Below are 20,828 nucleotides of genomic sequence, written 5' to 3' on the forward strand. Positions count from 1 at the left end.
CGCCGTGGCCCGCACGGGGCCCGTCGCAGCTTACCCCGCGCCGCAGGCGCCCGCATTGCCAAGCCCCTGTCGGCATGCAAGCCTCTGCGCCGAAACTGAGGCGATTGCCCTTAGAATCAGAAAGTTAGCCGGAGAAACCCCATGCGCTACCTGCCCCTCGCGGCGCACGCCTTGGCGGCGGCGCTGCTCCTCGCCACCCCCGCTCTTGCGCAAGCGCCGTCGGCGCCGAAGATCCAGGATCGCCGGGACGCGACACCCGCGCTGCTGCCGCAGCCCATCACCGCCGCCTGCTCGCAGGCGCGGCTGTGCGCGCTCAAGAAATTCTACGAGGTGCCGAACTTCCGCATCGGCGGCACATACGACCTTGCCGCCCCGCAGGCCTGGGAGAATGGCGGCGCGGGCGGCACGACGCTGGAATCCCTCGGCGCCGGCCCGCTGCGCACCGCCTATATCGCGCTCGGCACGCCGAAGCGCAACGCCGCCGGCGAGATCACCAACGCGGTGATCATCAACGCCTTCTATTCCGGCGACGCCACCGACATGTACGCCCAGTGGGTGGAGGGCACGGGCCTGTCCGGCGGACCGGCGATCGGGGCGAACCGCGCCATCGACACCAACGAATATTATGTGGTCATCCTCGACGCCCTGGGTCTGTGGGGCACCTCCAAGCCCTCGGAGGGGCTCGGCCAGAAGTTCCCGCAATACAGCTATCAGGACCTCGTCCAGTCCAACTACCGCATGCTGCGCGACCACCTGAAGGTGGCGCGCGCGGCGCTGGTGACCGGCGTCTCCATGGGCGCCACCCAGACCTATGTCTGGGGCGTGATGCACCCCGACTTCATGAACGGGCTCATGCCGGTGGGCGGCACCACCCAGTCGGACGGCGGCGACCCGGTGGGCAACTGGACCTTCCAGCTCATGTCCGCGGCCATCGAGAGCGACCCGCAATGGCGCGCCACCGGCGGCAATTACTATAGCCTGCCCAAGGACAAGCACCCGAACCAGGGGGTCGCCTTCGGCTGGTCGGTGCTGCTGCTCACCGGCTTCGACTTCGACTTCCGCTCGCAGCAGGACTGGGCGAAGGTGCAGCCGGACATCTTCTATTGGAAGCCGCCGACGCCGCAGGCCGGCGCCTCGGTGAACGCCCGCGCGCTGCTGTTCGACGCGGTGGACCTGCTGTGGCGCAACCGCGCCGGCGAGCAGTACAACATCAACAAGGACCTCGGGCGCATCAAGGCGCGCACCATGGTCATGCACATCGAGAACGACCAGTGGCTCACCTTCGACCGCGCCAAGCGCGCGGTGGAGAAGGTGCCCGGCGCCGACTTCGTGCACGAGACCAGCCCGGTCGCCCATTACGGCGTGTTCTCGATCCTCAAGAACAAGCAGTTCGATCCCGTTGTGGCGAACTTCCTCGGCGACGTGGCGCGCCTCACCCGCAACCAGGGCCTGGTCGCGAAGACCTACCGCACGCCCTCGGTCGCCGCCGACATCACCCCCGACAAGTCGTTCTGGAACACCTTCGTCACCTATCCCTTCCCGGTGAAGAAGACCAAGGTGAAGGACAGCCGCGGCGTGGAGTGGGACATCGGCTACATGGACGAATATGCCGGCACCGATCCGAACCCGGATGTGCTGGTGATCGTCCACGGCAAGGGCGCCTTCGGCGGCCATTACGGCAACGTCATGCGCATCGCGCTGGAGCGCGGGCTCAGGGTGATCGTGCCCGACCTGCCGCATTACGGCATGTCCGGCCCCGGCAATCTCGACAAGAGCCCGGCCCGCACCATGCAGGAGATGCGCGAGGTGGTGCACGGCCTCGTGGTGGACCAGCTCAAGGTGGGCAAGGCCGCCTATCTGGGCCACTCCATGGGCGGGCAACTGGTGCTCGGCTATGCCCTCACCTGGCCGGATGCGGTCTCCAAGCTCATCCTCGAAGCTCCCGCGGGCCTTGAGGAATATCCCCGCGAGATCACGGTCGCTCCGGGCAAGAAGCTGGACCTCTTCAATCCCGAATTCGCCCATGACTTCGACAAGTGGAAGGCCACCTGGGACCAGACCGGCCTTCGGGAGCGGGAGAAGAACCAGACCGCCCAGCAGATCGACGACTTCTTCCACTTCCGCCGGCGCGATCCGGTCACCGGCGCGGTCACGCCCTCGAAGTCCGGCTATTTCCTGCGCGACAGCGAATATGCCCGGCTCCACACCGCCCAGCGCATCGGCATGATCAAGGGCGATCCGCGCGAATTGCAGCAGTGGGTCGACCTCTTCATCTTCGACATCTACACCATGGCCATCGAGCTGCAGGAGAAGGACCCGAACAGCCTCTACAAGCGGCTCACCGACATCAAGGTGCCGATCTTCCTCGCCTTCGGCGCCAGGGAGCCGTTCATCCCCGGCTATGCCTTCAACGGGCTGAACGACCTCTCGCGCCAGGCCATCATGCCCTTCATGCGGCGCATGAGCGCGGCCGGGCGCGAGGTGGCGGTGAAGGTCTATCCCGACACCGCGCACTTCATCCACACCGACGATCCGGTCGCGTTCGCCGAGGATGCGGTGGACTTCGTGAAGACCGGCCGGGTGGAGACCACGACGCCCGCCATGGTCGATCTCATCATCAACGGGGCGGCCAGCACGCCCAAGGCCGCCGCTCCGGCGGCGGCGGCAACCCCCCAGGGGCTGAACAAATAGGAGGGTCGGCGCCGGGGGGCAGAGGGAATGGCCGCCGCCCGCCCCGCGGGCGAGATTGCCTGCTGTGCAGGATTTTCCCCTGGACCCCGGCTCGGCGCCCCGGTCGCATGGAGCGCGAGCGGAATGCGAGCCGGGGCCCACCGCAAGGCTGCGCCGCCGGCGGCAATATGCTGCAATGTCCGGAAGGCGCTGCCGATGCGGTGCCTCGTCCCCAGCCCGACCCGCAACGGAACGCCACCATGCAGACGCTCGACGTGAACGGCATCCACCTCGCCTTCCGCGAATGGGGCGAAGGCGCGGTGACCGTGCTGTTCGTCCACGGCAACCTCGCCAGCAAGGACTGGATCGAACTCGCCGCGCCCCACTTCCCGCGCGGCGTGCGCACCATCGCCGTGGACTGGCGCGGCTGCGGGGACAGCGACAAGCCGGCCCCGCGCGCCGATTTCTCCAATTATTCGGTGCGCCAGCACGCGGACGACATGCTCGCCGCCCTCGACGCGCTGAAGGTGGACTTCTGCCACCTCGCCACCCATTCCACCGGCGGCATCATCTCGACGCGGATGATCCTCGAGCAGCCGGACCGGTTCGGGCGCGTGCTCTCGCTCTCGCCGGTGGGGCCGCAGGGCATCGACTTCCCGCCGGAAAAGTCCGCCTTCTTCGGCCAGATGAAGGCGGACAAGGCGCTGGCCCGCCAGGTCATGGCGGCCACCGCGCCGAGCCTGTTCGTGCCCGAGACCCTGCCGCCGGCACCGGGCCCGGCGGTGTTCCTGCCCGAGGTGACGGCGGGCGCGGGGGCCCGCGCCGCATTGTTCGAGCGCATCGTCGACCAGGTGCTCCAGGTGTCGGACGGCATCTGGTTCGGCACGCCGGACACCCTCACCAAGGAGGCGCGGAGCGGCGAGCTGAGGGGCCTGATGGACAAGATCACCCATCCCCATCTGGTGGTGTGGGGCATGCGCGACAGCGTCATCGCCGAGGCGGACATGAGGGAGATGGCGGCGGTGATGCCCAGCTGCCGCTTCGTCGCGGTGCCGGGCATCGGCCATTCCATGAACATCGAGGCGCCGGAGCTCTATGCCGGCTATTTCGGCGCCTGGTTCGGCGGGCTGGAAGTATAAGGGCCGCACGCCCCCGACCACCCCAGCCGGCGGAGCCGGGGGGCGGAGGCGGTGCAAGAAGAGGCGGCGGCGCGCCGGCGCCTCAGGCTTCCTTGAAGCCGTAGTCGGGGATCCCCTGCTCGTTGCCGTAATATTTGTAGGGCAGGAACTTGCCGGACATGGTGATCCGCACCCGGTCGCCCTTGGGGTTGGGCTCGCGCACCATGTCCATGTTGAAGTCGATGGCCGACATGATGCCGTCGCCGAACTCCTCCTCGATCAGCGCCTTCCAGGCCGGCCCGTTCACCATCACCAGCTCGTAGAAGCGATAGATCAGGGGGTCCGTGGGCGGCATGGGCGTGCCGGCGCCGCGCATGGGCACCTCGTTCAGCATCCTCTCCTCGGCCTCGGAGAGGCCGAACAGCTCTGCGGCCTTCTTCGCCAGCGGCTTCACCAGCTTCATCTGGCCGAGCAGCGCCCCCACCACGAGCACCTCGGACATGCCGCCGATCTCCGAGCAGATGTACTTCCAGGTCCAGCCCTTCTCGCGCTTGATGTCGAGGATCTTCTCGGTGAGCTGTTCGCGCTTCATCGTCGTCACTCCACGTTTTTCGTTGGATCACCTTGGACGGGGTGCGGGGGGTCCCGGCGGCTAGTCGCGACCGCCGGCGAGGGAAGGGAACGGGATGGTGTTGGCCGGCGCCGCAGCCGCGCCCGGCCCCTTGCCCGCCGGCCGCTCGGGAGCGGCCGGGTCGAGCGCGACCGCCGGGCGCACCAGCGGCGGGCGCTTCCGGTCGTAGCCCGCCGGCATCTCGGCTCGGAAGGTCTTGGAACGCGCCACCAGGAAGTCCACCAGGTGGTTGCGCACCGCGTAATAGCCCTTCTCGCGGTGGATGGTGTCGCGGGCGCGCACCGCCGGCAGCGGATTGTCCACCACCTCGGCGATCATCGCCTCCGGCCCGTTGGTCATGAGCACGATCTTGTCGGCGAGGTAGATCGCCTCGTCCACGTCGTGGGTGATCATGAACACGGTCTGGCCGGTGGACTTGCAGATGCGCCGCACCTCATCCTGCAGCGTGCCCCGCGTCAGCGCGTCGAGCGCGGAGAAGGGCTCGTCCATGAGCAGGATCTTCGGCTCGATGGAGAGCGCGCGGGCGATGCCCACGCGCTGGCGCATGCCGCCGGACAGCTCCGCCGGCTTCTTCAGCTCGTTGCCCTTGAGGCCCACGAGGTCGATGAAGCGCTTGGCGCGGGCCTCGATCTCCGCGCGCGAGGCCTTGCGCCAGCGCGAGGAGACGGCATAGGCCACATTGCCGATCACGCTGCGCCAGGGCAGAAGCGCGTGGCCCTGGAAGATCACGGCGCGGTCGAGGCTCGGCCCCTCGATGGCCTGCCCGTCCACCACCACCACGCCGTCGGAGGGCTGCTCCAGCCCGGCGAGAATGTTGAGAACGCTCGTCTTGCCGCAGCCGGAATGGCCGATGACGCAGACGAACTCGCCGCGCGCCACGTGGAGCCAGAGGTCCTCGAAAATGGTGGTGGCCCCGCCCCCCGGCGCCGGGTAGCGCCGGGCGATGCCCTCGATGGAGATGAACTTCTCGTTCATGCGGTCCTGCGTGGTTTCCATGGCGCTCACTCCGGGAACGTCACGCGCCGCTGCAGGCGCGCGAGGACCAGGTCCAGCACCATGCCGACCACGCCGATAAGCAGGATGCCCACGATCACGTTCGCGATGGACAGGTTGTTCCACTCGTTCCAGACGAAGTAGCCGATGCCGGTGCCGCCCACGAGCATCTCCGCCGCGACGATCACCAGCCAGGCGATGCCGATGGAGATGCGCATGCCGGTGAGGATGGTGGGCGCCGCCGCCGGCAGGATCACCGTGAAGGCGCGCCGCCACGGCCCCACCTCCAAAGTGCGGGCGACGTTGAGCCATTCCTTGCGCACCGCCCCCACGCCGAAGGCGGTGTTGATCAGCATCGGCCAGACCGAGCAGATGAAGATCACGAAGATCGCCGAGAGCGAGGAATCCTTGATGGTGTAGAGGGCGAGCGGCATCCACGCCAAAGGCGAGATGGGCTTGAGCACCTGGATGAACGGGTCGAGCGCGCGGTAGGCGAGCGGCGACATGCCGATCAGGAAGCCGATCGGCACCGCCACCGCCACCGCCAGCGCGTAGCCGATCGCCACGCGCCCGATGGAGTAAAGCAGCTGGAGGCCCAGCCCCTTGTCGTTGGGTCCGTTGTCGTAGAACGGGCGCTTTAGGTTGTCCCAGAGCTTTTGCGCCACGTCGAGCGGCCCCGGCATGGCGGACTGGGACCCCGCGGTGGTGATGCCCATGAGCTTGGCATATTCCGGATCGAGCGCCGGCCCGGTGGGTGCGCTCGGGGTGACGGCGATCTGCCAGAGGCCGCAGAAGGCGATGAACAGCACCACCGAAAGGATGCCGGCCCGCAGGCCGAGACTCCTGGTCATGGCTCAGGCCCGCTTGATGGCGAAGGAGGCGACATAATCCTCGGGCTTGGCGGGATCGAACAGCTTGCCCATCACCGAGAAGCTCTTGGAGGTGGTGGCGGGCGCCGTGAGGCCCATCTCCTTCATCACCTTGGCGGCGTCGGTGGCGAGGAACACCTGGTTGGCGATGGTCTTGTAGTCCACGTCGCCCTTGATCTGGCCCCACCGCTTCATCTGGGTGAGCATCCACACCGCGAACGAATCCCACGGGAAGGGGTCGAAATCGACCCGCTTGGGGTCATCCTTGATCTGGCCGAGGCCGTCGGCGTATTTGCCCACCAGCACCTGCTCCAGCACGATCGGCGGGGCATTGAGATAGGCCGCCGGCGCGATCGCCTCGGCGATCGCCTTGCGGTTCTCGGCCTTGGAGGCATAGCCCGTGGCGTCGACGATGGCGCGCAGCAGCGCCGCATAGGTGTTGGGCATGGTGGAGATGAATTCCTTGCTGGCCGCGAACGAGCAGCAGGGATGGCCGTCCCACATGGTCTTCGACAAAGAATGGATGAAGCCGACGCCGTCGAACACGGCGCGCTGGGCGACATTGTCCGGGGCGAGGAAGCCGTCGATGTTCTCGGCTCTGAGGTTCGCCACCATCTCCGGCGGCGGCACCACGCGCAGCTGCACGTCGGTATCGGGATCGATGCCGTTCTCCGCCAGGAGATAGCGCAACAGGTAATTGTGCATGGAGAAGTCGTAGGGGATGGCGAACTTCAGCCCCTTCCACGACTTCACGTCCATCTTGTCCTTGTGCTTGATGCCCAGCGTGAAGGACTGGCCGTTGATGTTCTCGATCGCCGCCGCCACGAACGGGATCGGGTTGGAGCCGAGCCCCTGGGAGATGGCGAGCGGCATGGGCGCCAGCATGTGGGCGGCGTCGTATTCCTTGTTGATGGTCTTGTCGCGCACCACCGCCCAGCCGGCGGTCTTCACCACCTCCACGTTCAGCCCGTGCTTCTTATAGAAGCCCATGGGGTGGGCCATGATGATGGGGGTGGCGCAGGTGATCGGGATGAAGCCCACCTTGAGGTCGGTCTTCTCCGGCGTGCCGGTCTGGGCGAACACCTCGGTGGCGGTGCCGAGCGGGAAGAAGGTGGAAACCGCCGCGGCGGCGGTGGAGGCGCCCACCGCCTTCAGGAAGGCGCGGCGCTGGGCATCCTGGGGAAACAGCGCGCGCATGACGCCGGAGGCGACGATCTCGCGGTAGCGCGTCTCCTCGTCGAGGCCCGCGGCCCGCTCGGCCGCGGCGTGCGCCTCCGGCGTGGCGTGGCGCCCGCACAGGCATCGGCCGAGCTTCGACTTCAGCGAAAACGGGTTCGAGAACATCGACATCAGGGTCTCCTGCGCGGTTTCAAGGTCAGCGGTGGACTTGGGAAGGCAACGCGCGTGCCATTGGGGAAACGGTCATGCGGCGCTCCCCTGCGCGAGCGGGGCGGCGAGCGCGCGGCGCGCCAGCATGTGGCTCTTGGGATCGTTCACCGAGCACACGGCGAGGAGCCGGTCGGCCGCGAAATAGCGCACGCAGAAGCGCCCGGCGGCGACGTCGCCCTCGCATTCGGTGCGGTCGAAGCCGTCCAGAAGACCGGCGATCTGAAGCTTGGTGTCGTACTGGTCGGACCAGAACCAGGGCACCGGATCGTAGACCACCGCGCCGCCGAGCATGGCCTTTGCCGCAGCCTTGGCCTGATCGATGGCGTTCTGCACGGATTCCAGGCGGACCCGCCGCCCGTAGAGCGCGCTCGGAAACGAGCAGACGTCCCCGGCGGCGAAGATGAAGGGGTCGGAGGTGCGGGCGGACGCGTCCACCTTGATGCCGTTTTCGATGGCGAGGCCCGCCTGCGCGGCGAGCTCCGCGTTCGGCACCGCGCCCACCGCCGAGAGCACCAGATCGGCGGGCAGCACCTCGCCCGAGGCGAGTTCGACGCCCTCCACCCGCGCGCGGCCGCGGATGGCCGCGACGCCGGTCGCGGTGCGCACGCGCACGCCGTGCGCCTCCTGCAGATCGGTCGCAAAGCGCGAGATGACGTCGCAGGCGACGCGCGCCAGCACCCGCGGCTGGCCCTCCACCACGCTCACGTCGAGCCCCATCTTGCGCGCCTTGGCCGCGACCTCGAGGCCGATATAGCCGCCGCCGACGATGACCAGCTTCGCCCCCGGCTGCGCCACCGCCCGGAAGCGCGCCACATCGTCGATGGAGCGGATGGAGAACACGCCGGGAAGGTCCGCCCCCGGCACCGGCAGCGCGCGGGCGCGGGTGCCGGTGGCGATCAGCGCCCGCTCATAAGGGATGCGAATGCCGTCATCGGTCTCGACGGCCTTCTCGACGGGCAGCAGGCGCACGGCGCGGGTGCCGAGACGCACGTCGGCGCCGGCGTCGCGATAGAAATTGGGCGCCTTCAGCTCCAGGCGCTCGGCGCTCATCTCGCCGGCGAGGAACGCCTTGGAGAGTGGCGGGCGCTGGTAGGGCAGATGGGCCTCGTCGCCGATCACGACGATCGCGCCGCCATAGCCCTCGGCGCGGAGCGAGACGATGGCCTGGGCGGCCGCCTGGCCGCCACCGACGATGACGAAGGGCGCGCTCATGCCGCGGTCTCCTTCATCGCTTCGAGCTTCGCCTCGACGAAGTGCAGCCGGTCCTGGCCAAAGTACAGGGCGTCGCCGATGACGTAGGTGGGCGAGCCGAACACGCCCTTGCCGATCGCCTCGGCGGTGTAGGCCTCCACCAACGCGGCGGCGTCCGGCGCGGCGGCGCGCTCGGCGAGGGCGGTCGCGTCCAGCCCCGCTGCGGCGGCGAGGTCGAAGAGCACCTGCGGGTCGGCGATCTGGAGGTCGCGCGCCCACACCGCGGACAGGCAGGCGCCGATGAGGTCGGCGGGGTCCTCCCCGGCCGCGATGGCGGCGGCGATCAGCCGGCACGCGGGCAAGGTGTCGGCGGGCCAGAATTTCGGCTCGGTGTTGATGGGCAGGCCGGCGGCCTGCGCCCAGCGCACGATGTCCTGCTTGCGGTAGGCGTTGCGCTGGGCCGACTGCTTCGCCGGGGCGGTGGAGCCGCCGGCGGCGAACACCTTCAGGATGTCCACGGGCCGCCATTGGATGGCGGCGCCGTGGGCGCGGGCGATCCCGCGCGCTCGCGCGTGCCCCAGATAGGCATAGCCGGACTGGGGGCTGAAATAGCAGGTGATCTCGGGCACGGCGCGGCTCCTCCTGTTGCGCTCAGGTCGCCGCCGGATGCCCCTCCTCGATGGGAAGGCGCGGGTCGCGCGACCACTCGTTCCAGGAGCCAAAGTACATCTTCACGTCCTTCACGCCCGCCTCTTTCAAGGCGAGGAAGGTGTTGGAGGCGCGCGCGCCCTTGAAGCAGTAGAGATAGACCGGCGTCTCGGCGGTGATGCCGACGCTCGCGCACTCGGCCATGATCTCCGCCGACGACTTGAAGCGCGGCCCTTCGGCGGTGGGCTTCATCATGCGGTACCACTCGATCCACTTGGCGCCGGGGATGCGGCCCTTGCGCGGGCAGAAGTCCTTGCCGTAGGGCGAGGAGCTCTCGCCGATCCACTCGTCCACGTCGCGCACGTCGAGCTTGGCGATGGCCGGGTCGGAGACCGCCTCCAGCATCGCCCCGGCATCGATGATGACCTCGCCCGCCGCCTCGTCCACCGGGAAGGCGGCAGCGGCCGGGGCGGGCGCCTCGGTGGAGACCGGCAGGCCGGCGGCGGTCCAGGCGGCATAGCCGCCGTGCAGCACCTTCACCTTCGGATAGCCGAGGAAGGTGAGCAGGAAATAGCCGCGGCAGGACTGGCCGAAGCCGGTGTCCATGGACTGCTCGTAGATCACCGCGGTCTCGTCGCCGGACAGGCCGGCCTTGCCGAACGCGTCGGCAAACTTCGCCTTCAGTTCGGCGAAGCCTTCGGGGGTCGAGGTGGCGAGGAAGGTGAAGATCTCGTGCAGGTTCACCGCGCCGGGAATGTGGCCGGCGGCATAGGCGTCGGGCGAACGGGTGTCGATGACCACGGTGGGCGCGGCGGCCATCAGGGTAGAAAGCTCGGGCGGCGAAATGAGAACGGTCATGGTGATCCCCTCTCGGAAGACGGACGCGGCGTGGAAGGCATTGTTTTCCGGGGACTTTGCGTCCCGCTCTTGGCTGTTGGCTCAGGCCGGCAGCTGGTCCAGCATCAGGCGCAATTGCTTGGTGGCGGGCGTGACGATGGCGACGAAATAGGATTCCCGAAGCCGCCGCTGGCAGCGGTGGGCGGCCACGTAGCCGCGCGCGCCGCAATGGAGCATGGCGGCGTTCGCCGCGGCCACGCAGGCATCCCCCGCCGCGAGCCGCGCCGCCACCACGCGGCGGAAATACCCGGTCGAGGGATCTTCAGGGGTCGCGCACAGCTCCATCACTTCGGCTTCCAGGGCCTTGATTTCACCCGCGAGATCGCCGGGCTGCATGGGCAGATAGCGGTTCACGTGGCCGAGCTGGCCCTCCACCTCCCCCATCAGGGCGAGGCAATCGCGCATCAGGCCGAACGCCATGCCGGCCTGCAGCAGGATGAAGCCGGCGCGCATCTTCTTGACGAGCGGCATGGCCTCGTGGGCGAGCACCAGATCGTCGGGGATGAACAGATCGCGCACCTGCACGGCGTAAGTGCCGGTGCCGTCCATGGCCAGGAACGGCTCGCAGGGCTTCAGCGTCACCGCGGGGTCGGCGCAGTCGATGAGCGCCATCACCGGGTTGCCCTCGCGCCCCTCGAGCGCGAACACGGCGCCGAAATAATGGTCCGGGCCGAGGTTCGAGACCCAGGGCAGCAGCCCCTTCACCTTGTAGCCGCCCGCCACGCGGGTGCCGCGCAGCTTCAGCGTCTCGATGCCGAAGAACGCCTTCATGGGGTTGGAGAGGCCGGTGCCGCCGAGCACGTCGCCGGCCACCACCTTGGGCAGCAGGCGCGCGCGCAGCGCAGCGTTGTCGGACATCATGAGGTACCAGGCGAGCGTGTTCTGGCACCAGGCCATGAAGCCGGTGGCGACACAGGTCTGCGAGACCACCGACATGGCTTCGATCGCATCGGTGAGCGCGCCGTCCGCGCGGGCGTGCAGGCCGAACGCGCCGACGCCGGCGAGCTTGCGCAGGATGTCGGCGGGATAGGCGCCCTCGTCGATGGCGCGCGCCGCGGGCGCGAGGTCGGCGGCGCAGATCCGGGCCACCGCGGCGAGCACCTGCGCGGGCGCGGTCTCAGCCAAGGTTGCGGAGGGGGCGAGGGTCGCAGCGAGCATGAGTCTCTCCAGGGAATTCAGGCGGCGCCCGGCATGGGGCCGGGCGCGGGGGCTGCGACGTCCGGCATCGGGCCGGACGGCGGGAGGGCGGGGGCGCCCGGATCGGCCGGGTGCCCGACGCCGTCAGGCCAGGGAGACTTCCAGGTTCACCGGCCGCACGAAGGTGTTGGCCACCGGGGACCACTTGGTGACGTGGGCGATGAGCGCGTCGACCTCCGCCTTCGGCACGCCGTCGCATTCCATGTCCACGGAGACGCGCACGTCGGTGAAGCCGACCGGCTTCTCGCTCACGTCGCCGGTGCCCCACACGGCGGTGATGTTGAGGTCGCCCTCGAGCTGGAGCTCCAGCTTGCGGACGGTCCAGCCGCGGTGCACCGCATTGGCGTGGAGGCCGACCGCGAGGCAGGAGCCGAGCGCGGCGAGCGAGGCCTCGGAGGGGTTCGGCGCGGTGTCGTCGCCGAGCAGGCCCGGGGGCTCGTCGACGATGTAGGGGGCGAGGTTGCGGATGTAGTTGGCGTGCCGGAACCGGCCCTCGGCCACGGTCTTGCACTTCAGCGTCTTGATGACCTTGGGGTCGGCCTTGCCGGCGGCGATGAGCTTCTCAAGCCCGTCCTTGTCGATGGGGGCGAGGCAGCCGGTCGGGGCGGTCGGCTCCGGCGCAAGGCAACCGGTGAGGACGGTCTGGGGTGCTGACATCTCGATCTCCTTGGGAATGTCTAAAGACAGACCGGTCTGTCTTATGCAGAGACCATGCCAAAGGAAAGAGGATGAACCCGCAAATGGCCCATCTGGCGGATTTATCAGGCATGGGCGGGATTTGGGTCTCGCGGAGCCGGCGAAAATCCGGCATGCTCCTCGCCGGAATCAGTCAGACAGGTCTGTCTTCATGCTCAAGGATGAAGCAGAAGATCGACCCCTGGGCAAAAATTGCCGCGCGATCGGGCAGAACGGCGATGGTCTCCCAGGCGAACGGGCGCATCAGATGACGGCGAGCTTCAATCCCCACACGTTGGCCAAGGGCGCGAAGCCCGAGGCGCCCGACGCCTCCGCCCGCGACCGCCTGATCGACGCCGCCACGCGCCTGTTCTGCCGGCACGGCGTGAACGCGGTCGGGGTGGACGCCGTGGTGGCGGAGGCGGGCACCGCCAAGGCCACCCTCTACAAGGCCTTCGGCTCCAAGGAGCGGCTGGTGGAGGCGGTGCTGGAGCGCGAGGGCAAGGCCTGGCGCGACTGGTTCCTGGGCGAGCTGATGACCGGCGAGGCGACGCCGGTGGCGCGGCTCAAGCGCATCTTTCCGGTGCTGCGCCAGTGGTTCTGCGACGACGCCTTCTTCGGCTGCCCGTTCATCAATGCGGTGGCGGAGACCGACAAGCGCGACGACCGCATGCGCCAGATCGCCCTCGCCCACAAGAAGGTGGTGCTGGAGGCCATCGGCAGGCTCGCCGGCGAGGCGGGCGCGCGCGATCCCGGCGGGCTGGCACACCAACTGGGCCTGCTGATCGACGGGGCGATCGTCGCCGCCATGATCACCAAGGACGCCAACGTGGCGCTGCTGGCGGGCGAGACCGCGGACGCGCTGCTGCGCCCGCTCGTCGCCGAGGCCGCCTGAGGGGCTTCGACCAACAGCGCGTTCCGCGCCCCCGGAGCCTGTGCTATCAGCGGGCCACCGGCCCAGGCGCGGCCGGCAGGCACGGATCCGGGAGCTTCATGTCGAGCGCCGAGCGCGGCCAGATCTCGAGGGGTGAGCCCGCCGCGAAGGCGGAGCACAGGACGGAGCACGCCATCAAGGTCGAGCTCACCGCCGTGCTCGTGGCGGTGACGCAGGGGGAGCCCCGGGTGATGACGCTCGACGCGGGCCACGCGCTGCCGTCCGGCCCGTTCGAGGTGGCGCACCGCTCGCTTCAGGCGGGCCTGCGCGACTGGGTGGAGCAGCAGACCCACCACCCGCTCGGCTATGTGGAGCAGCTCTACACCTTCGCCGACAAGGATCGCACCGGCGCGGAGGGCGATGCGCGCACCATCTCCATCTCCTATCTCGGCCTCACCCGCGAGCGCGAGCCCGCCGAAGGGGGATGGCGCAGTTGGTACGATTATTTCCCCTGGGAGGACCACCGGGCGGGCGAGCCTGAAGTGATCGCGCAGGCCATCGCCCCGCGCCTGATGGACTGGGCGGGGAAGGAGACGGCGCCGAAGCGCGCCGAGCGGCTCCAGCGGGCGCGCGTGACCTTCGCCCTCGACGGCCATCCCTGGAACGACGAGCTCACCTTGCAGCGCTACGAATTGCTCTACGAGGCCGGCCTGGTGGCGGAGAGCTGCCGCGGCCGGGGCGAGGCGGCCTCCCGGCTCGGCGGACGCGCCATGTTCTCCGACCACCGGCGCATCCTCGCCACCGGCATCGCCCGGCTGCGGGCCAAGATCAAATACCGCCCGGTGGTGTTCGAGCTGATGCCACCCACCTTCACCCTGCTCCAGCTCCAGCGCTGCGTGGAGGCGCTGGCGGGGCGTGCGGTGCACAAACAAAATTTCCGCCGTCTGGTGGAGCAGCAGGAGCTGGTGGAGGAGACCGGCGCCACCACCTCGGAAGCCGTTGGCCGGCCTGCGAAACTGTTCCGCTTCCGGCACGGCGTCGTGGCCGAGCGGGCGGTGGCCGGAACGAAAATCCCCATCGCGCGCACTTGACACGGCTTATGCTCAGGATAAGCATATACCCGACATATGCTCAATGTGAGTATAGCTACGATGCTCGCGCTTCCCGACAGCTTCGCCCGCACCCAGGCGCTCTATGAGAAGATCCGCCGCGTGGTGCCGCCCGCCGACTGGGCGCTGGTCTGCGACGACGTGGAGGCGATCTGGCGCCTGAAGCGCGAGCGCAACGCCGTCATCCTCGCCCACAATTACCAGACGCCGGAGATCTTCCACGGCGTCGCCGACATCGTCGGCGACAGCCTGGCGCTGGCGCGCGAGGCGATGACCGTGGACGCCGACGTGATCGTGCTCGCCGGGGTCTATTTCATGGCCGAGACGGCCAAGCTCCTGAACCCGGCGAAGACCGTGCTCATCCCCGACACCGGGGCCGGCTGCTCGCTCGCCGAATCCATCACCCCGGCCGACGTGCGCCTGATGCGCCAGGCCCATCCCGGCGTGCCGGTGATCGCCTATGTGAACACCTCCGCCGCGGTGAAGGCGGAGGTGGACATCTGCTGCACCTCGGGCAATGCCCGCAAGGTGGTGGAATCCCTCGGCGTGCCGAAGGTCATCATGCTGCCGGACCAGTATCTGGCGAAGAACGTGGCCGCCGAGACCAAGGTCGAGATCATCGCCTGGGCCGGCCAGTGCGAGGTGCACGAGCGCTTCACCGCCGCCGACGTGCGCGAGCTGCGCACCGGCTATCCGGGCGTCACCGTGCTGGTGCACCCGGAATGCCCGCCGGACGTGGTGGCGGAGGCCGACTTCGCCGGCTCCACCGCCGCCATGGCGGACTATGTGGGCGAGAAGCGGCCGGCCCGCGTGGTGCTGCTCACCGAATGCTCCATGAGCGACAACGTCGCCGTGAAGTATCCCGACCTCGACTTCGTGCGGCCCTGCAATCTCTGCCCGCACATGAAGAAGATCACGCTCGCGAACATCCGCGCGGCGCTGGAGGACAACCTCCACGAGGTCATCATCGCCCCCGAGGTCGCCGCGCGCGCCCGCGCCTCGGTCGCCCGGATGCTGGCGCTGTGAGCACGACCGCGGGCGCGCTCGCCGGCCGGCCCGTGGTGGTCGGCAGCGGGCTGGCGGGCCTTGCCACCGCTTTGTTCCTCGCCCCCGAGCCGGTGGTGCTCGTCACCCGGGCGCCGCTGGGCGATCTCGCCTCCAGCCCCTGGGCCCAAGGCGGCCTCGCCGCGGCGCTCGGCGCCGATGACGACGCCGAGCTCCACCTTCAGGACACGCTCGCCGCCGGCGACGGGCTGGTGGACGCCGAAGCCGCCCGGCGCATCCTCTCCAAGGCCAAGGACGCGGTGGCGGACCTCATGGGCTTCGGCGCGCGCTTCGACCGCGACGGCGCGGGGCGCATCGCGCTCGGCCTTGAGGCCGCCCACGGGCGCCGGCGCATCGCCCATGCGGACGGCGACGGCACCGGGCGCGAGCTGGTGCGCGCGCTCATCGCCGCGGTGCGGCGCACCCCTTCCATCGCCGTGATCGAGCACGCCGAGGCGCGGCGCATCCTCATCGAGGACGGCCGCGTCACAGGGCTGCTCGCGGACCATCCCGACGGTCCCCTCCTCCTTGCGACCGGCCGGGTGGCGCTCGCCACGGGCGGCGTCGGCGGGCTGTTTGCTTACACCACCAATCCGCCCGCCGCCTGCGGCCAGGGCCTGGCGCTGGCGGCGCGCGCCGGCGCGGTGCTGCGCGACCTGGAGATGGTGCAGTTCCACCCCACGGCGCTGGCGGTGGGCCGCGCCGGCTCGGGCGGCATGCCGCTGGTCAGCGAGGCGGTGCGCGGGGAGGGCGCGCTGCTGGTGAACGAGCGCGGCGAGCGCTTCCTCGCCGCCACCCCCGGCGCCGAGCTCGCGCCCCGCGACGTGGTGGCCTGCGCGGTGTGGGCGCAGCTCGCCGCCGGGCGGCAGGTGTTTCTCGATGCCCGCGCGCGCCCCGGCCCGCGCTTTGCGGCGCGCTTTCCCGCCGTCGCCGCGCTGTGCGCCGAAGCCGGCCTCGATCCGGCGCGCGATCTGCTGCCGATCCGTCCGGCCGCGCACTACCACATGGGCGGCATCGCGGTGGACGCCGAAGGCCGCAGCTCGCTCCCCGGCCTGTGGGCGGCGGGCGAGGTGGCCTCCACCGGCCTGCACGGCGCCAACCGCCTCGCCAGCAACTCGCTCTTGGAGGCGGTGGTCTGCGCCCGCGAGGTCGCCGCGAGCATGGCCGGCGCCGCCCACGCCGTCCCGCGCCCGGCCCGCGCGCCGGAAGCCGCGCCACGCCCCAGCGCCGAGGCGGTGCGGCCCCTTGTGTCGCGGCATCTTGGCCTCGCGCGCGACGCCGACGGCCTCGCCTGCGCCGCCGCGCGCCTGCTGCCGCTCGCCCAGAGCACCGGCCCGGAGGGCGATGCCGCCGTGGTCGGCCTGCTCATGGCGGTCGGCGCGATCGAGCGCCGGGAAAGCCGCGGCGCCCACCGCCGCACCGATTTCCCCCGCCACAGCGCGTGCGCGCGCCACACCCGCCTCACCCTCGACGCCGCCTGCGCCCAGGCCCGCGCTGTCGCGGCGCCCGCGCTCTCGCCCTAAGGCTCCCGCCATGAACGCGCACGCCACCGCCTCGCTCGCCGCCCGCGATCTTTCCCCCCTCCCCGCCATCATGGTGGAGCCCGTGGTGCGCATGGCGCTGCTGGAGGATCTCGGGCGCGCCGGCGACCTCACCACCGACGCCGTCGTGCCCCGCGACGCCCGCGCCCGCACCGAGCTGCGCGCGCGCCAGGCGGGCGTGCTCGCCGGCCTCGATGCCGCCCGCCTCGCCTTCACCCTGATGGACAGCGCCGTCGCCTTCACCCCCGCCGCCCAGGACGGCGATCAGCTCGCCGCCGGCGCGCTGGTGGCCACCGTGGAGGGGCCGGCGCGCGCCATCCTCACCGCCGAGCGCACCGCGCTCAATTTGCTCTGCCGCCTCAGCGGCATCGCCAGCGCCACCGCGGCGCTGGTCGCGGCGGTGAAGGGCCACAAGGCCGCCATCGCCTGCACCCGCAAGACCACCCCCGGCCTGCGGGCACTGGAGAAGTATGCGGTGCGCGCCGGCGGCGGCTCCAATCACCGCTTCGGCCTCGACGACGCGGTGCTGGTGAAGGACAACCACATCGCCATCGCCGGCGGCATCCGCCCCGCTTACGAGCGGGTGCGCACCCAGGTGGGCCACATGGTGAAGATCGAGATCGAGGTGGACACGCTCGCCCAGCTCGATGAGCTGCTGGCGCTGAAGGTCGACGCGGTGCTGCTCGACAACATGACGCCGCAGACCCTCGCGCAGGCGGTGGCGATGGTGGACGGGCGCATGCTCACCGAGGCCTCCGGCCGGGTGACCCGCGAGAGCGCCCGCGCCATCGCCGCGAGCGGCGTGGACCTGATCTCGGTGGGCTGGCTCACCCACAGCGCGCCGATCCTCGACCTCGGGCTCGACTTCGCCGGCTGAGCGCGGCGCAAGACCGCCGCGGCGCCCCCCTTCCCTGGCAGGGGCTTTGCATCGGGACGATCCCGTGCGAAGCAGGGGCACGAATTCCGGGCGCCGCCCAGCCCGCCACAGCGCCAGCATGGCGGCCGCCCGAGGGAGACGACCATGGCCGACGTGACCGAAGACCTCGTGCGCAGCGCCCTCGCAAAGGTGCGCACGCCCGACGGCGTTCCGCTTTCCGCCTCCCCGGCGCTCGCCGGCATCGTCGTCACCAGCGGCAAGGTCTATCTGTCCATCAATATCGACGAGGCCCAGGCGCGCGCCTGGGAGAGCGTGCGCGGCGCGGCGGAGGCGGCGGCGCGGGCGGTGCCCGGCGTCACCTCGGCTCTGGTGGCGCTCACCGCCGAGCGCCGGCCGGCCGCCGCCCGGCCCGGCCCGCCGCCGGCCGCGCCCGGCGCCCCGGCCCCCGGCCGCGCCATCGAGGTGCCGGGGGTGAAATCGATCATCGCCGTGGCCTCGGGCAAAGGCGGCGTCGGAAAGTCGACGCTTTCCATCAATCTGGCGCTCGGCCTGCGCGACCTCGGCCTCAAGGTGGGCCTGCTCGATGCCGACATCTACGGCCCTTCGGTGCCGCGCCTGTCGGGGGTCGCCCAGAAGCCCACGCTCGTCGACGGCAAGACCATGCTGCCGCTCGAAAATTTCGGCCTCCAGCTGATGTCCATCGGGTTCCTCGTGGAGGAGGAGACGCCGATGATCTGGCGCGGACCCATGGTCATGTCGGCGATCTCGCAGATGCTGCGCGAGGTCAAATGGGGCCCGCTCGACGTGCTGGTGGTGGACATGCCGCCCGGCACCGGCGACGCCCAGCTCACCATGGCGCAGCAGGTGAACCTTGCCGGCGCGGTCATCGTCTCCACCCCCCAGGACCTCGCTCTGATCGACGCCCGGCGCGGGGTCGCCATGTTCCAGCGCGTCAACGTGCCGATCCTCGGCGTGGTGGAGAACATGGCCTATTTCGTGTGCCCGCATTGCGGCGGGCGCTCGGAGATCTTCGGCCATGGCGGCGCCCGCATGGAGGCCGAGCGGCTCGGCGTGCCGTTCCTCGGCGATATCCCGCTGCACATGCGCATCCGCGAGATGTCCGACGCCGGCCTGCCGGTGCTGGTGGCCGAGCCCGACGGCGCGGAAGCGGGCGCCTACCGCGCCGTGGCGCGCGAAGTGAAGGCGGCGCTGGAGCGCGCGGCCGGTTCGGCGCGCAAAGCTCCGCGCATCGTGATCGAATGAGCCGGGCCGGACCGGTCTACGACTAAGGTCGCACAGGCAAGGATGCTTCCCTATCAAGGGCGGGCGCACTAGAAGGTAGGAATGTCGCCTCGCCCGCGCGTTCCGCGCCCGCGTGGGCGGCCAAAATCGCCTAGGGAGTCCCCCTTCATGAAACGCCGTGATTTCCTCACCGCCGCAACCGCGGGCGTCGCCGCCTCCACCGTCGCCATGCCGGCCATCGCGCAGTCGGCGCCGGAAGTGAAGTGGCGCTGCACGTCCTCCTTCCCGAAGTCGCTGGACACCATCTACGGCGCCGCCGAGCTGATGGCGAAGACGCTCTCCGAAATCACCGACGGCAAGTTTCAGATCCAGGTGTTCGCCGCGGGCGAGATCGTCCCCGGCCTCCAGGCGCTGGACGCGACCCAGAACAAGACCGTCGAGATGTGCCACTCGGCGTCCTATTATTATATCGGCAAGGACCCGACCTTCGGCATGGGCACCGCCATCCCGTTCGCGCTGAACACCCGGCAGATGAACGCCTGGTTCCTGTTCGGCAACGGCCTGACGCTGATGAACGAATTCTACAAGAAGTACGGCGTCTCCATGCTGCCCGGCGGCAATACGGGCGGCCAGATGGGCGGCTGGTTCCGCAAGGAGATCAAGACCATCGCCGATCTCAATGGCCTGAAGATGCGGATCGCCGGCATGGGCGGCCAGGTGATGGCCAAGCTCGGCGTGGTGCCCCAGCAGCTGGCCGGCGGCGACATCTACCCGGCGCTGGAGAAGGGCACCATCGACGCGGCCGAATGGGTCGGCCCCTATGACGACGAGAAGCTCGGCCTCTTCAAGGTCGCGCAGTATTATTATTATCCCGGCTGGTGGGAGGGCTGCGCCGCCCTCAACTTCTTCTTCAACCTCGAGGAGCTGGAGAAGCTGCCGCCGGCCTACCGGACGGCCCTCACCGCGGCCTGCGCGCGCGCCAATGAGAGCATGCTCGCGAGCTACGACGCCAAGAACCCGATCGCCATCCAGAGCCTGGTGAAGGCGGGCACCCAGCTGCGCCGCTACCCCAACGACGTGATGGACGCGGCCTACAAGGCGGCCCACGCCCTCTATGACGACATCTCGGCCAAGAATGCCGACTTCAAGAAGGTCTGGGACGATCTGAAGGCGTTCCGCAACAACGGCTATCTGTGGTGGCAGATCGCCGAATTCAACTATGACGACTACATGGTGCGCGCCCGCTCGCGCGGCTGACACCTGCCGACCGAACGACAAGCGGCCCCGGAACCTTGCGGTCCGGGGCCGCAGTTGTTTGCGGGCCTGGCCGGGCCAGCCGCTCGGGGCCGACCGGCGGCGTCACGGACGGGCCTGATTCTTGCCGCCCTCGATGGCGCCGCCGCTGTGGGCGTCGGGACGCGCCGGAGTGGAGCGGCGCGGGTTCACCGAGCCGGTCTGGTTGACGGTCCCGCTGCCGCTGGCGCCGGGCGTCGCCTGGTTCTTGCCCGCTTCCACCGCGCCGCCGGCATGGCCGCTCGGGCGCTGGGGGGTGTTGGGGATCGGGTTGGCGGGCGCGTTGCTGGGGTCCACCGCGCTGGCGCCCGGGGTCGCCTGGGTGCGGCCGCCCTGCATCGCCGGGCCGCTGGAGGTGTTCGGAGTGCTGCTGGTCTGCGCCACGACGCCGCCGGTGGCGGCGAGAAGGACGGTGCCCGCAAGCAGAAGACGCTTCATTTGTTCGGCTCCCTTATCGAAGCCCCCCTTGCCGTCTCAACACCCGCAGGCGGTTCTGGTTCGCGTGAGCGTGGCTGCCCCCCCCCCGGGGCGCTTGATCGAAGCGGTCCGCGAAACTAGGGTCGCGCCGCG

Annotated in this window: 20 protein-coding genes; 10 read left to right on the forward strand and 10 right to left on the reverse strand. The window is 69.9% G+C overall.

Annotated elements, in window-relative coordinates:
- Nucleotides 1–141 precede the first annotated feature (141 nt).
- Both ABLE88_RS08075 and ABLE88_RS08080 read left to right on the forward strand, forming a co-directional pair.
- Complete coding sequence (locus ABLE88_RS08075; protein WP_348830926.1) at nucleotides 142–2,691, forward strand: alpha/beta hydrolase; 2,550 nt, start codon at nucleotides 142–144, stop codon at nucleotides 2,689–2,691.
- A gap of 239 nt (nucleotides 2,692–2,930) precedes the next feature.
- Nucleotides 2,931–3,809: an alpha/beta fold hydrolase gene (locus ABLE88_RS08080; RefSeq protein ID WP_348830927.1), complete on the forward strand. Its 879-nt coding sequence runs from the start codon at nucleotides 2,931–2,933 to the stop codon at nucleotides 3,807–3,809.
- 82 nt (nucleotides 3,810–3,891) lie between these two features.
- On the opposite strand, the gene cynS is transcribed toward ABLE88_RS08080, so the two are convergent.
- The 9 genes from cynS to ABLE88_RS08125 all read right to left on the reverse strand — a co-directional run bounded on the left by cynS (nucleotide 3,892) and on the right by ABLE88_RS08125 (nucleotide 12,260).
- On the reverse strand, nucleotides 3,892–4,380 hold the full coding sequence (cynS, locus tag ABLE88_RS08085) for a cyanase (protein ID WP_348830928.1): 489 nt from the start codon (nucleotides 4,378–4,380) through the stop codon (nucleotides 3,892–3,894).
- Nucleotides 4,381–4,440: 60 nt separating this feature from the next.
- Nucleotides 4,441–5,394, reverse strand: coding sequence for an ABC transporter ATP-binding protein (locus ABLE88_RS08090; protein WP_348831116.1), 954 nt, complete (start codon nucleotides 5,392–5,394; stop codon nucleotides 4,441–4,443).
- Nucleotides 5,395–5,420: 26 nt separating this feature from the next.
- The gene (gene ntrB, locus ABLE88_RS08095; RefSeq protein ID WP_348830929.1) at nucleotides 5,421–6,263 is read right to left on the reverse strand and encodes a nitrate ABC transporter permease; all 843 of its coding nucleotides are present in this window, start codon (nucleotides 6,261–6,263) and stop codon (nucleotides 5,421–5,423) included.
- 3 nt (nucleotides 6,264–6,266) lie between these two features.
- Nucleotides 6,267–7,631 (reverse strand): CmpA/NrtA family ABC transporter substrate-binding protein, encoded by a 1,365-nt coding sequence (locus ABLE88_RS08100; RefSeq protein WP_348830930.1) that lies wholly within the window; start codon nucleotides 7,629–7,631, stop codon nucleotides 6,267–6,269.
- A gap of 72 nt (nucleotides 7,632–7,703) precedes the next feature.
- Nucleotides 7,704–8,882 (reverse strand): NAD(P)/FAD-dependent oxidoreductase, encoded by a 1,179-nt coding sequence (locus tag ABLE88_RS08105; protein WP_348830931.1) that lies wholly within the window; start codon nucleotides 8,880–8,882, stop codon nucleotides 7,704–7,706.
- Nucleotides 8,879–9,490, reverse strand: a complete 612-nt coding sequence (locus ABLE88_RS08110; protein ID WP_348830932.1) for a 2-hydroxychromene-2-carboxylate isomerase — start codon at nucleotides 9,488–9,490, stop codon at nucleotides 8,879–8,881. The genes ABLE88_RS08105 and ABLE88_RS08110 overlap by 4 nt, the downstream gene beginning before the upstream one ends.
- A gap of 22 nt (nucleotides 9,491–9,512) precedes the next feature.
- Nucleotides 9,513–10,367, reverse strand: a complete 855-nt coding sequence (locus ABLE88_RS08115) for a sulfurtransferase (RefSeq protein ID WP_348830933.1) — start codon at nucleotides 10,365–10,367, stop codon at nucleotides 9,513–9,515.
- Nucleotides 10,368–10,448: 81 nt separating this feature from the next.
- Entirely contained in the window at nucleotides 10,449–11,564 is a 1,116-nt protein-coding gene (locus tag ABLE88_RS08120) for an acyl-CoA dehydrogenase family protein (RefSeq protein WP_348830934.1), read from the reverse strand.
- Nucleotides 11,565–11,687: 123 nt separating this feature from the next.
- A complete protein-coding gene (locus tag ABLE88_RS08125; RefSeq protein WP_348830935.1) occupies nucleotides 11,688–12,260 on the reverse strand; it encodes an OsmC family protein in 573 nt (190 codons plus the stop codon).
- A gap of 71 nt (nucleotides 12,261–12,331) precedes the next feature.
- On the opposite strand from ABLE88_RS08125, the gene ABLE88_RS08130 reads away from it, so the two are divergent.
- The 8 genes from ABLE88_RS08130 (at nucleotide 12,332) to ABLE88_RS08165 (ending at nucleotide 20,222) form a co-directional block, all read left to right on the forward strand.
- Nucleotides 12,332–12,550 (forward strand): hypothetical protein, encoded by a 219-nt coding sequence (locus ABLE88_RS08130; protein WP_348830936.1) that lies wholly within the window; start codon nucleotides 12,332–12,334, stop codon nucleotides 12,548–12,550.
- Nucleotides 12,547–13,173 (forward strand): TetR/AcrR family transcriptional regulator, encoded by a 627-nt coding sequence (locus ABLE88_RS08135; protein WP_348830937.1) that lies wholly within the window; start codon nucleotides 12,547–12,549, stop codon nucleotides 13,171–13,173. The genes ABLE88_RS08130 and ABLE88_RS08135 overlap by 4 nt, the downstream gene beginning before the upstream one ends.
- 98 nt (nucleotides 13,174–13,271) lie before the next feature.
- Nucleotides 13,272–14,243, forward strand: a complete 972-nt coding sequence (locus ABLE88_RS08140; protein WP_348830938.1) for an NUDIX hydrolase — start codon at nucleotides 13,272–13,274, stop codon at nucleotides 14,241–14,243.
- Between the two features lie 60 nt (nucleotides 14,244–14,303).
- A complete protein-coding gene (gene nadA, locus ABLE88_RS08145) occupies nucleotides 14,304–15,287 on the forward strand; it encodes a quinolinate synthase NadA (protein WP_348830939.1) in 984 nt (327 codons plus the stop codon).
- A complete protein-coding gene (locus tag ABLE88_RS08150) occupies nucleotides 15,284–16,828 on the forward strand; it encodes an L-aspartate oxidase (protein ID WP_348830940.1) in 1,545 nt (514 codons plus the stop codon). Before nadA ends, ABLE88_RS08150 begins: the two co-directional genes overlap by 4 nt.
- 10 nt (nucleotides 16,829–16,838) lie before the next feature.
- Nucleotides 16,839–17,723, forward strand: coding sequence for a carboxylating nicotinate-nucleotide diphosphorylase (nadC, locus tag ABLE88_RS08155; RefSeq protein ID WP_348830941.1), 885 nt, complete (start codon nucleotides 16,839–16,841; stop codon nucleotides 17,721–17,723).
- 144 nt (nucleotides 17,724–17,867) lie between these two features.
- Nucleotides 17,868–18,986 carry an Mrp/NBP35 family ATP-binding protein gene (locus tag ABLE88_RS08160; protein ID WP_348830942.1) on the forward strand — a complete coding sequence of 373 codons (1,119 nt, stop codon included), beginning with the start codon at nucleotides 17,868–17,870 and terminating at the stop codon, nucleotides 18,984–18,986.
- A 147-nt stretch (nucleotides 18,987–19,133) separates the two neighbouring features.
- The gene (locus ABLE88_RS08165; RefSeq protein WP_348830943.1) at nucleotides 19,134–20,222 is read left to right on the forward strand and encodes a TRAP transporter substrate-binding protein; all 1,089 of its coding nucleotides are present in this window, start codon (nucleotides 19,134–19,136) and stop codon (nucleotides 20,220–20,222) included.
- A 102-nt stretch (nucleotides 20,223–20,324) separates the two neighbouring features.
- On the opposite strand, the gene ABLE88_RS08170 is transcribed toward ABLE88_RS08165, so the two are convergent.
- Nucleotides 20,325–20,696 (reverse strand): hypothetical protein, encoded by a 372-nt coding sequence (locus ABLE88_RS08170; protein ID WP_348830944.1) that lies wholly within the window; start codon nucleotides 20,694–20,696, stop codon nucleotides 20,325–20,327.
- Nucleotides 20,697–20,828 lie beyond the last annotated feature (132 nt).

Source organism: Xanthobacter luteus (assembly GCF_040049235.1).
GTDB lineage: Bacteria > Pseudomonadota > Alphaproteobacteria > Rhizobiales > Xanthobacteraceae > Xanthobacter.